Here is a 12429-nt window from a genome sequence, read left to right as displayed (position 1 = left end):
AAGTCGCTTGTGTTAATTGTAGTAGTCATCATCGCATTTTTTGGAGCAGGTTTACTCGATTTAAACTTACGCAAAAAATATAACATCCCAAAAAACGAGAAATTTATGGATCAGTATGTGGGGATTTGGCATTTCGTCTTGGAAATCCTTCTATGTTTCATGTTTTTATCGTATGTAACTATTAATCTATTTGACCAAAAAACATTATATTCGGTATTGTTTGCGTTCATTATGATTTTATTTATAGTCCGTGGATTATTGGAGTTTTGGTTTAGAAGAGAAAAGCGTCGTCATATAATTTCATTTACTTATGTAGTGCTTTGTGCAATTTGCAGTATCGCAATTGCCATTATAATGTAAGAAAAGAAGTGTGTTGGAGGGTATCCCTCAACACACTTCTTTTTAGTCTACCTGGATTTCTTCTACTGTTGCTTCAACTTCTGAGCGGGACATTTTTTCTCGTCCTTCTCTCATCGCCTGTAACGTTTTATGTGCCAATGCTAAAGGCAGTCTGCAGAACAATTTGATCGAACGTTTATCTAAATCCTTCATATAAAGGTCGGCCTTTGCCAGGTTTTCCTCCGCATAAGCAAATAGTTCAGCCCGTGTCCAGCCATCCGGAACGAAGCTGACACCGCGCTCATCCAAATCTTCCTGCTCATTTCGTAAAATGTTTACTGCCTGTAAGCCGCGACCATAGCCAATTGCCAGCTCACGGTCTGTTTTCGTACCGGCGCTCCATTCCCAAAGCTCCGAAAGCATGACACCGACCAAACCAGCCACATAGTATGTATAGTCGTCCAAGTCTTCCTTCGTATGCACCTGCCAATTTGCGAGTGCCCATTTAGCCATTCCCTCCGCCATTTCACTCGTCGCAGAAGTGACAATCGGGAATGCCCCTTTAGGACAAACTTCCAGCCAGTCAGCTAGACGAAGTGTAACTTCAGGCATTTTGTCCTTTACAGGTGCAAGTGCAGCAAGATAAGCATCGTTATCAAAGGCAGGAGCTTTCAATAATTCCGCTACTTTTAATAATGTCGCATTTTTCATTTCATTGGAAACATCTTCGTGATCTTCAATTTCATCAATTGCCCGCATTGCTAAATATGCAGCAGCAACCGTTAATTTTAATTCTTTATCTAAAAAAGTAATGGGGATATAAAATGTACGGCTCGTCTCTTTTAAAACGCGCATCGCATCTTTTTGTAAAGCTTTGTTCGACATAAGGAAAACTTCCTCCATTCTAAATTGCATCCACTTCCTATCGTATCGCAAATCTGTGAAAAGTGAAAATAAAAGTTCCGGCTTTTGAAGATTTGTGGCCGGGAGTGATTAGTAGGGAGAAAGAAAGCGGCGTATTAGAACCTAGGAGCTCAATTGTGGAACGAGTGGAACGAAAAATAGAAAGTTTAAATGCTAAAGTAGAACCGCTTGCCATGAAAGTAGAAACCCTAGAGCCGCAACTCCCAATAAGAAAACACACACATTTCCAGTATGTACATATTAATTGAAATATGGTAATATTAGAACAATTATAATGGACGGAGGTGAACGGAATGAAAAAGTTAGCGATCGAGACAGGTGTAAAAGTGGATACAGCTATGTATTTTGCACGTGTCATTACTTTTAAATTTGGGTCTAACGGGATAGGTATGTCCTTTTTTAGACAATTTAAAAATAATGCGTAGCTAATTAACTTCATTCTTTTCACCACTACTGAAAAGGCTGCTCTCGTTAATGAGCAGTCTTTTTGTTATTTTAGCTGCGCCGGTGGAGGCGTAGAAATATGCAGTTGAAAGCAGAAAACATAACGAAAATTATCGGTGGCAACACCATTTTTAAGGAACTTTCTTTTGAAGTGAATGCCGGTGAACGTATCGCAATCGTCGGTCGAAACGGCAGTGGGAAAACAACATTATTTAAAGTGCTGGCAGGTATTGAACAGCCGGATGAAGGGCGAATCATAAAATCGAAAGGTCAAACAATCGGCTACTTGCATCAAATACCTCAATACACGGATATATCAGTTTTTGATGTATTGTCAAAAGCATTTGCTGAATTACATGATATTAAAGATCGTCTGTCTCAGTTGGAAATGAAGATGGTAACTGATTTATCCGAGAAGATTTTAAATCAATATGGAGAGCTGCAAGAGCACTATTTAGCAAACGGTGGCTACGAAACTGAAGCGAAAATTGCATCGATTGCCAATGGACTCGCGATTACAAAACTATTGGATCAACCTTTTCATGCGCTCAGCGGCGGTGAAAAAACAAAGGTAATGCTCGCTCAAATATTACTGCAGCAGCCCGATATTTTGCTGTTAGATGAACCGACAAATCATTTGGATCTTGCTGCAACACAATGGCTTGAAGACTATTTGCAATACTTTAAAGGTACCGTTGTTGTAATCTCGCATGACCGGATGTTTTTAAATAAAATTGTTCAGTATGTGGCAGAAATTGAAGACGGACAGATTTGGATGAGCAAGGGTAACTATGATCAGTACATTAAAAATAAAGAGGCAAAAATAGCGCAGCAGTTTGCAGCATATGAAGAACAGCAAAAAAAGATTCAGAAGATAAAAGAGGCAATTCGCCGATTACGTCAATGGGCGAATGAGGCTTCTCCTCCGAATCCTGATCTATACCGCAAAGCGAAAGTAATGGAGAAGATGCTGGCTCGAATGGAAATTGTCAAAAAGCCAAAAACCGAGCGCCAGATGAATTTACAGCTGAAGGCAGAAGACCGGACTGGAAAAGAAGTATTTATGCTAAAAAACATTTCCCACGGGTTTGAACAGGACTTTTTATTTATGGATGTTCAGTTATCGGTCCATTTTCAAGATCGGATGGCGATTGTTGGAAATAACGGAACAGGAAAATCCACGTTAATAAAAATTCTATTAGGGGAAATTGAGCCTGTTGATGGGGATGCAAAACAGGGCAGCAATTTAAAGATCGGATACCTTGCACAGCAGTTTGACCAATTTAACGGCAAACAGCGTCTTATTGATGCTTTCCGAGAGCAGGTGTCATTAACGGAATACGATGCGCGGCATATGCTCGCCAAATTTTTATTTTACGGTCATGACGTATTTAAAAAGGTGGATCAACTAAGCGGCGGGGAAAAGATGAGGCTTCGACTAGCTCAATTAATGGTTCAAAAATGCAATGTTCTCGTTTTGGATGAACCGACGAACCATCTTGATATTGAGTCAAGGGAAGCGCTTGAAGAAGCATTGGAAAACTTTGAAGGAACAATACTTGCGATTAGCCATGACCGTTATTTTCTGCAAAAACTATTTACGAGAACGGCATGGCTGGAAAATCAGCAGCTTATCGTACATGAAGGGCCATTTGAATGGGCACAGTCGAAACAAAAGGAGTTATGCAAATGAATCAAATCGAAGCATATTGGCAGCGCTTTTGTGAGTCAGAAGGTTTGCAAAATATTCGTTATAAAGAAGCATTTCAGTTTGGTGAAAAAGCGGATTGGCTTGCAGAACTTGTAGTAGATGGCGTTAAAAGAGCAACTTGCTCAAGTTTTCCGTTGTATGAACTTGAAGAAGAAAGTTTGCCGGAAGTGGGGGACTACCAGATTGTTTTAAACAGTCATGATGAACCTGTTGCGATCATCCAATCTTATTCTATTGAAATTTACCCATTCAATGAAGTACCGGTTGATTTTGCATTGGCAGAAGGAGAAGGTACTTATGAGGAGTGGAAGGAAGCACATGTCGCGTTTTTTAGCAGAGAACTTTCCAAACTTGGTCTGGAATTTACCGAAGAAATGCTGACAGTTTGTGATCGCTTTAAAAAAGTTTTTCCTAAATAAAGATTAGAAAGTTGCAATATTAATAGCTAAACTTATACAAAATGGAGGAATTTGTTTAAGCAAACCTCCATTTTTTCACTGTTTTCGTTCAATTTCAACACTTCCTGGCAACAATTGCTATCGAAAAACGTTACATAATAGTTGCATAGGTTAATGTTTTTTTGATATATTGATTCTTGTTTTTCTAAATAAAAAAGGAAAACGTCTTGAATAGAAAGAGTGATTACAAGGTGAAAAACTTAGTAAAAAATAAAAGCTTAATAAACAATTTTCTAGGGATTTTCGTTCTTGCGGTTTTAATGCTATGGGCGAAAACTTATATTACACAATTGACGCAGTTTAAGTTGGGTGTAGAGGGGCCACTTCAACAGTTTCTTTTATTAATTAACCCATTAGGTTCTGCGGTACTATTTTTAGCAGTTGCTTTTCTGTTTAAAAGAAAAAGAAGACTGACAGCATTGATCATCCTTTATACATTGATGACATTTCTATTATTTGCGAATTCTGTATATTATCGTTTCTTCAGTGATTTTATTACGCTTCCAACGATTTCTCAAACACAAAATTTCGGAGATTTAGGCGGCAGTGTTTTAACATTATTAAAACCGACTGATTTATTATTTTTTGTGGATATTTTTGTACTGATATATATTCGTTTCTCAAAGAAAATTAATTTCCAATCCGGCAAAGTCGGATTCAAAATGCCTGCAGCTGTTATAGCAGCAGCAATTGTATTATCAATTGTTAACTTGCAATTAGCGGAAGCTGACCGCCCGGATTTATTGAGCCGTGGCTTTGACCGCAGTTATATCGTGAAATATTTAGGTATGTACAATTATACAATTTATGATTCTGTTAAAACGTTTGAAGCATCTTCAGAACGTGCTTCAGCAGACAGCAGTGATATTGCTGAAATTATTAACTTTACAAATTCATTTTCAGCCCAGCCAAACGAGAAGTACTTTGGTAAAGCAAAAGATATGAATGTAATTTATTTGCATCTGGAATCCATGCAGTCATTTTTAATTGATTATGAGCTTGAAGGCCAACAAGTAACACCGTATTTAAATTCGTTAGTTAAAAATGAAAACACAATGTATTTCGATAACTTTTATCATCAAACGGCGCAGGGGAAAACTTCCGATGCTGAATTTATGTTAGAGAATTCATTATTCGGATTGCCACAAGGTTCGGCCTTTATTACAAAAGGTCAGAATACATTTGAAGCTGCACCATCGATATTAAAAGACTATGGCTATACATCAGCAGTGTTCCACGGAAATAACGGTAGTTTCTGGAACCGAAATATTATTTACAACCAGTTCGGCTATGACGAATTTTTTGACGAAGGTTCGTATGATACAGCCGATTCGAAAAATATGGCGGAGTACGGCTTAATGGATAAACCATTTTTCGAGCAGTCGGAAAGCTTGCTTGAAACATTGCCGCAGCCATTCTATACAAAATTCATTACGGTTGCCCATCACTTCCCTTACAAGATTGATCAGGATTTAGCGACGATCGGTAAGGCGACAACAGGCGATGCGAGTGTCGATAATTATTTCCAGACAGCTCGATACGCTGACGAAGCGATTGAACAGTTCTTTACGTATTTAAAAGAATCCGGGCTTTATGAAAATACAATGATTGTAATGTACGGAGACCATTACGGAATTTCCGATAACCATAATAAAGCGATGGAACAAATTATTGGTGAAGAAGTTACACCTGTTGTAAATGCAGATTTACAGCGTGTGCCGCTATTTATTCATGTACCGGGAATGGAAGGTGGCGTTAACCATACGTATGGTGGCCAAATAGACCTTCTTCCGACAGTGTTGCATTTACTTGGTGTTGAAACGAAAAACAATATCCATTTTGGGACAGACCTGCTTTCTGAAGAACATAGCGAAATCGTTCCGTTTAGAAACGGTAATTTTGTCAGCCCGACAATCTATTCGTTGGACGGCAAATACTACGATCCGAAAACAGGTGAAGAGCTCGATGAATCGAAATTGGAAACAGCAGATAAATTAAAAGCGACGGTAGAAGAAAAACTTCACTATTCCGATAAAGTTGTAAATGGGGATTTATTGCGCTTCCATTCCAAAGACGGAAGCATAAAAGAGTAAGTAGATAGTTTAAAATTGAACATATTTTCTGAGGCATCATCTAATTTGATTAATTCAAATAGGTGATGCCTTTTTATTATGGCTTAAAAAATAATTAATAAAGATTCAGAGGAAGAAAATACTTTTCAAATTGCAGTGAAATAGTCAAGGAACTCTATCTGTTTCATAATAAATTACTATCAGGTAAGAAGTTCGATTTACATATAAAACCATGCATTCATCCTGTTAATTACCTTCTGAAGTAATGTGTTAACTTATATTGAAAGTATAAATGAAAGCATGATTTGTTATTAAAACAATAACAATTAATGTCGTAAAGGTGAATTTTACTATTTAAAAGTACTAATTTGTTGAGAATATTTTAGCAGCATTATCTATATAAATTAATAGACAGATAATTAATTACTTAATAGGTTGTAATCTTTTTGTATAAACAACATATATTGTTTTTTGTGAAAGCGAAATGGTTTAGGATTTTTAGGAGGCGATCTAAATTAAATGATTCGCCAACACCCAATTTATTAAGGGGGAATGAATGAATGAGAGAAGCCGTAATCGTCGCTGCAACACGAACACCGGTAGGCAGAAGAAATGGTGTTTTGGCAGAAGTACGGGCAGATGATTTAGCTGCAGATGTACTGGAGGATGTAGTAAAGCGAGCGGGAATTGAAAAGGCACTTGTTGAAGATGTTATTTTTGGCTGTGTCACCCAAACACTGGAGCAAGGCGGGAATATCGCACGAATTGCTGCATTGATGGCAGGCTTTCCGATTGAAGTGCCCGGTGTAACGATTGACCGGCAATGCGGCTCGAGTTTACAGGCAGTTCATTTTGCGGCGCAAGCGATTATAGCAGGTGATATGGACATTGTGATCGCGGGTGGTATTGAAAGCATGAGCCGTGTACCGATGGGATCGAATATGGAGGGCACGCGCAAAAGTGACCGTATCAAAAAATATGAGTTGATTCACCAAGGGTTATCCGCAGAGCGTATAGCTGAACAATGGGAGTTAACAGAGCAGGAAATTAATGACTATTCTGTGCTGAGCCAGCAGCGTGCCACTCAAGCAATTGAAGCAGGCTATTTTGATGATGAAATTGTAGCGATCGGTGATGTAGATACTGACGAGGGACCAAGACCGGGAACGACCGTCGAAGTTCTGCAAGGCTTAAGAAAGCTGTTTAAAGAAGACGGATTTATTTCTGCAGGAACTTCGTCACAAATGAGTGATGGTGCATCAGCAGTACTCATTATGTCGAGTGAAAAAGCGCAGGAACTTGGTGTGAAACCGATGGCGAAAATCATTGCGCGTACTGTCGTAGGTTCTGATCCGACACTTATGCTCACAGGTCCAATTGAAGCGACAAAACGTGTCCTTGAAAAGGCAAACTTAACGATTGATGATATGGATACGTACGAAGTAAATGAAGCTTTTGCACCTGTACCGATCGTTTGGGCAAAAGAGCTTGGTGCGGATCTGGAAAAATTGAATCCGGATGGTGGTGCGATTGCATTAGGTCATCCACTTGGCGCAACAGGAACAAAATTATTAACGACGATGCTTTACCGCATGGAGCGTAATAATCAGCGCTATGGCTTGCTTGCGATTTGTGAAGGAATGGGCATGGCCAATGCAACAATTATTGAGAGACTTTAAATAAAACTCTATTCATATTTTATAAATTCACGAAAAGATATGTAATCGCTTTCAATAGATAAGGTGTTAAAAATATGACGAAGAAAGAGTGAAATAAATGAATAAAACATTGGCGAAAACAAGAAAAGAGTCCCGTACGTTTTTTAATAATGATCATATTATGTTCCGGGAGTCTCTTAGAAAATTTGTAGAAAAAGAGATTGATCCTTATTTTACACAATGGGAGCATGATCGCATCGTTCCGCGTGACCTATGGACAAAATTAGGCAGTCAGGGATTTTTATGTCCAAGCGTAGAGGAAAAGTACGGCGGAATGGGCTTGGACTTTATTTTTGATATTGTTTTATCTGAGGAATTGTCAAAAGTCGGTGGCGGTCTAAGTGGAATTGGACTGCATAGTAATGTCGTAACGCCGTATATCACTTCTTTTGGAACAGAAGAGCAGAAGATGAAGTATCTTCCGAAGTTTGTAAGCGGTGAATGGATTTCAGCCATTGCAATGACAGAGCCGGGTGCAGGTTCGGATTTACAGAAAATGACGACAACAGCAATTAAAGATGGCTCCGACTATATTGTAAACGGTCAAAAAACCTTCATTACGAACGGAATTCTTTCCGATGTTATCATCATCGCCTGTAAAACAGATCCTAAAGCGGTACCAGCCCATAATGGGGTAAGCTTACTAATTGTTGAAAGAGGGATGGAAGGATTCTCACGCGGCAGAAAATTAGACAAGGTTGGCATGCATAGCCAGGATACAGCAGAACTTATTTTTGAAAATGTACGAGTACCTGCAGAAAACCTTCTTGGTGAAGAAGGAAAAGGTTTCTTGTATTTAATGCAAAAGTTGCAGCAAGAACGCCTATTGACAGCAGTAGGGGCAATTACCGCTGCAAAAGATATGCTCGACTTAACGCTGCAATATGTTAAAGAGCGGGAAGCGTTTGGGAAACCGATTGGTAAATTCCAAAATACACAGTTTACTCTGGCTGAAATTGCGACACAAGTAAAAATCGGCCAAACATTTGTAGATGATTTGATCATTCGTCATTTAGAAGGACAGGATATTGTGACGGAAGTATCAATGGCAAAATGGTGGATAACGGATATGGCGCGGAAAATTTCGGTAGAATGTATGCAATTACATGGCGGATACGGCTATATGGAAGAATACAAAATTGCAAGACGGTTCCGCGATATTGCAGTTACACCAATTTTCGCCGGTTCCAACGAAATTATGAAAGTCATCATTGCCAAAAATTTAGGACTGTAATAAATCCGAAATTACTTCATCTAGTTAAAGCACATGATTCGTACTATGAATTTATGAGGTGAGATGAAATGAAAAATGCCGTAATAATAGACTCTGTACGTACAGCAGTCGGTCGCATGGGCGAAACATTAAAAGATGTGGAAGTAGATTATCTTGCGGCAAAAGTATTGGATGAAATTACTGTCCGTACCGGTATCGACAAGAGTAAAGTCGATGAAGTCATTATTGGGCAAGCGAAGCAAAGTACAGACTCGCCGAATCTGGCCCGTTTAGCCCTTTTACGTGCAGGTTTTCCGATTGAAATTACCGGTTATACTGTTCACCGGCAGTGCGGATCGGGACTGCAGGCGATGAATAGCGGTGCTCAGCAAATCATGTGTGGACTGTCCGATATTATTATTGCGGGCGGAGCTGAAAGTATGAGCACTGCGCCATACTATTTACGAAATGTTCGATACGGTTATGGTGCAGGAAACGGTGAAATTCTCGATTCAAACACGGAAAGTCAGCCCCGTGCCCAGCCGATTGAAACATATGGCGCATTAACGATGGGATTGACTGCTGAGAACTTGGCTGTAAAATACTCGATTTCCCGAAGTGAACAAGACGAGTTCGCCTTAAGAAGCCAGGAAAATGCGAAAAGAGCGATCGAGTCGGGATTGTTCACGGATCAAATTGTCCCATTTGAGGTGAAGACGAAAAAGGGAATCGTTGAATTTAAAGTAGACGAGCATCCAAGGGGAACAACATTTGAGAAATTATCACAGTTAAAACCTGTTTTTAAAGAAAATGGCACAGTAACTGCCGGAAATACTAGTGGTCGTAATGATGGGGCGGGTGTAATCATGCTGATGTCGGAAGAAGCGGCTGCACAGTATGATAAAAAGCCTAAAGCAAAAATCATTGCGCAGGCTGTAGCAGGGGTTTCGCCTGATATTATGGGAATTGGCCCTGCGCCGGCAACTAGAAAAGCATTGAAAATGGCGAATTTAACACTCGATCAGATCGGGTTAATTGAATTAAATGAAGCCTTTGCAGCTCAATCTTTAGCCGTCATTAAAGAACTTGGCATGGACATAGACCGAGTCAATGTAAATGGTGGCGCAATCGCCCTAGGTCATCCAATTGGAGGCACAGGCGGTGTATTAATGACAAAGCTGCTTCATGAAATGGAAAGGCGCGGAGAAAAATACGGTTTAGTTACATTCTGTATCGGCGGCGGACTTGGTATTACAACAATTGTTGAAAATATGCAGTTGTAAATATGTACTGGAGCTGATCAAATGAACAATACCGATTGGAAATACCAGTATACAAAAAAATGTACCACTGCTGAAAAAGCAATCCAGCTTATTGAATCCTCTCAAACAATATTTTTGGCACCGATGTGTAATGAACCTCAAGTACTTGTAGAAGAATTAATTCGTCAAAAGGCACGGTTACAAGAGATTTTATTATATACCATCGTTTTAGGTAGTCCGTGTAAATATGCGGATATATCATGTCAACCACACTTTACAATCCGAACATTTTTAAATTCATCCTTATTGAAAAAAGCATACAAAAATAACCATTGTGATTACGTTCCTTTGAATTTCTCGGACATCCCTAGGTGGATCAAAGAAGAGAAAATCGATGTTGTACTTATACAGGTTTCAAAGCCAAATGCAGATGGTTTTTGCAATCTCGGTCTTTCGGTAGATGTTGTACAGACATTGATTAAGGAAGCGACGGTTGTGATCGCGGAAGTAAACAGCAATCTTCCTTACACATCCGGTGAAACACTGGTTCATGTATCCCAGATTGACCGTTTTGTTTCATCCGACAGACCGTTACTTACGATTCCTAACAGTCAACCTGCCAAAGAAGACAATACTATCGGCAATTACGTAGCAGCGCTGATTCCTGATTATGCGACGATACAAGTAGGGGTCGGCAAACTCGCAGGCAGTATTGTCCGATCACTTCGGTCAAAAGTGGGCTTAGGTGTGCATTCGGGTTCGATTTCTGATGACATTATGCAACTCATCAATCTGGGAGTCATTACGAACGAACGAAAAGAAATCAATCGTCATAAAACCGTATGTACAACACTTACCGGAACAAACGAGTTATATGAGTTCTGTCATCACAATAAAAGTGTTGAACTGTATCCGGTCAGCTACACACATAATGCGGCAGTTATAGCGAAAATAAGCCACTTCTATTCAATTAACTCGGCGTTGGAAGTAAGTCTGTCCGGGCAAATCAATGCCGAGCAAGTTGAGGATTCCTATGTTGTTGCGGGAGTTGGCGGTCAGATGGATTTCATTCATGGATCAAAACTTTCTCCTGGTGGAAGAGCAATTATTGCCCTTCCTTCTACGGCAAAAAATGGAACGGAATCCCGGATTAAGGTTCATACAAAATACGTGACGTCGCTGAAGTCTGAAGTCGACTTCGTTGTCACAGAGTATGGTATTGCAAAACTGTTTGGAAAATCTTTAAGCGAACGGGCAGAAAGCTTGATTGCCATTGCGCATCCGAAGTTCCGTGGTGCTCTAACTGAACAATACAAACAATTAGTATAAATAGAAAATTAGCCAAATAAGAAAGGGTGTTAACTATGACGAATTTAAAAGATAAAGTTGCAATCGTTACAGGTTCCGGCCGAGGCATTGGACGAGATATTGCGTTACTTTTAGCAAAAGAAGGAGCAAAAGTAGTTGTCAATGATTTAGGCGGAGGATCTGACGGGCAAGGGAATGATACAAAAATTGCTGATGAGGTAGTGCGGGAAATACAGGAACTTGGCGGAGAAGCTGTAGCCAACTATGATTCCGTTGCCGACTATGAATCTGCTTCCAATATTATAGATACAGCACTTTCAAGATTCGGGCGCTTGGATATTGTCGTAAATAATGCAGGTATTTTACGGGACCGCATGTTATTTAAAATGAGCGAGGAAGAATGGGATGCGGTTATTGCGGTTCATTTAAAGGGTTCATTCAATATGACGCGAGCAGCATCAACGATTTTTAAGGAGCAAAAAAGTGGGCGCTTTATTCATTTCACTTCCACTTCAGGGTTAATCGGTAATGTTGGGCAGGCCAATTATTCAGCTGCCAAATTAGGAATTGTAGGGTTAAGTAAAAGTACGGCGTTGGATATGGCACGGTATAATGTCACATCGAATGCGATTGCCCCGTTTGCTTGGAGTCGATTAATCGGGACAATCCCTGCAGAAACAGAGGATGAAAAAGAGCGCGTGGACAGACTGAAACAGCTTTCACCAGCACATATTGCGCCATTAGTTGCCTTTTTGGCATCGGATGAAGCTGCCGATATTTCCGGTCAAATATTTGGTGTGCGAGGAAAGGAAATTATGGTGTTTTCTCAGCCGCGCCCGATTCGTTCTGTCTTCAATGCGAAAGGCTGGTCTGTTGACAGCTTAAGTGCAATTAAAGGGTCGCTTCAATCAAGTTTTACACCGCTCGAAGGTAGTGCACAAGTCTTCCCGTATGCTCCGTTAGTGTAATTGTTTGGACTG

General features: G+C 39.9%; 11 protein-coding genes. 10 read left to right on the top strand and 1 reads right to left on the bottom strand.

Annotation, left to right across the window (positions count from 1 at the left end):
* The first annotated feature begins 9 nt into the window (after window positions 1-9).
* Window positions 10-360: a DUF4181 domain-containing protein gene (locus ACQKN3_RS07460; RefSeq protein ID WP_251688744.1), complete on the top strand. Its 351-nt coding sequence runs from the start codon at window positions 10-12 to the stop codon at window positions 358-360.
* 42 nt (window positions 361-402) lie between these two features.
* Here the strand turns inward: ACQKN3_RS07460 and ACQKN3_RS07455 are convergent, their stop codons facing one another.
* Entirely contained in the window at window positions 403-1224 is an 822-nt protein-coding gene (locus ACQKN3_RS07455) for a squalene/phytoene synthase family protein (protein ID WP_251688742.1), read from the bottom strand.
* A 332-nt stretch (window positions 1225-1556) separates the two neighbouring features.
* On the opposite strand from ACQKN3_RS07455, the gene ACQKN3_RS07450 reads away from it, so the two are divergent.
* The 9 genes from ACQKN3_RS07450 to ACQKN3_RS07410 all read left to right on the top strand — a co-directional run bounded on the left by ACQKN3_RS07450 (window position 1557) and on the right by ACQKN3_RS07410 (window position 12417).
* Window positions 1557-1688 (top strand): RAxF-45 family protein, encoded by a 132-nt coding sequence (locus ACQKN3_RS07450; RefSeq protein WP_427710549.1) that lies wholly within the window; start codon window positions 1557-1559, stop codon window positions 1686-1688.
* A gap of 98 nt (window positions 1689-1786) precedes the next feature.
* The gene (abc-f, locus tag ACQKN3_RS07445) at window positions 1787-3400 is read left to right on the top strand and encodes a ribosomal protection-like ABC-F family protein (protein WP_251688740.1); all 1614 of its coding nucleotides are present in this window, start codon (window positions 1787-1789) and stop codon (window positions 3398-3400) included.
* On the top strand, window positions 3397-3837 hold the full coding sequence (locus ACQKN3_RS07440; protein ID WP_251688738.1) for an ASCH domain-containing protein: 441 nt from the start codon (window positions 3397-3399) through the stop codon (window positions 3835-3837). Before abc-f ends, ACQKN3_RS07440 begins: the two co-directional genes overlap by 4 nt.
* 230 nt (window positions 3838-4067) lie before the next feature.
* The gene (locus ACQKN3_RS07435; RefSeq protein ID WP_427710547.1) at window positions 4068-5969 is read left to right on the top strand and encodes an LTA synthase family protein; all 1902 of its coding nucleotides are present in this window, start codon (window positions 4068-4070) and stop codon (window positions 5967-5969) included.
* Between the two features lie 539 nt (window positions 5970-6508).
* Complete coding sequence (locus ACQKN3_RS07430; RefSeq protein ID WP_251688733.1) at window positions 6509-7627, top strand: thiolase family protein; 1119 nt, start codon at window positions 6509-6511, stop codon at window positions 7625-7627.
* A gap of 97 nt (window positions 7628-7724) precedes the next feature.
* Window positions 7725-8900 (top strand): acyl-CoA dehydrogenase family protein, encoded by a 1176-nt coding sequence (locus ACQKN3_RS07425; RefSeq protein ID WP_427710544.1) that lies wholly within the window; start codon window positions 7725-7727, stop codon window positions 8898-8900.
* A gap of 68 nt (window positions 8901-8968) precedes the next feature.
* Window positions 8969-10162, top strand: coding sequence for a thiolase family protein (locus ACQKN3_RS07420; protein WP_427710542.1), 1194 nt, complete (start codon window positions 8969-8971; stop codon window positions 10160-10162).
* Between the two features lie 21 nt (window positions 10163-10183).
* Complete coding sequence (locus ACQKN3_RS07415) at window positions 10184-11470, top strand: acetyl-CoA hydrolase/transferase family protein (protein ID WP_427710540.1); 1287 nt, start codon at window positions 10184-10186, stop codon at window positions 11468-11470.
* A 35-nt stretch (window positions 11471-11505) separates the two neighbouring features.
* The gene (locus ACQKN3_RS07410; protein WP_427710538.1) at window positions 11506-12417 is read left to right on the top strand and encodes an SDR family NAD(P)-dependent oxidoreductase; all 912 of its coding nucleotides are present in this window, start codon (window positions 11506-11508) and stop codon (window positions 12415-12417) included.
* Window positions 12418-12429 lie beyond the last annotated feature (12 nt).

The sequence above is a fragment of the Solibacillus sp. NPDC093137 genome, from assembly GCF_050280445.1.
GTDB classification, from domain to species: Bacteria; Bacillota; Bacilli; order Bacillales_A; family Planococcaceae; genus Solibacillus; species Solibacillus isronensis_B.
This window is presented reverse-complemented; position numbering and strand designations above follow the sequence as displayed.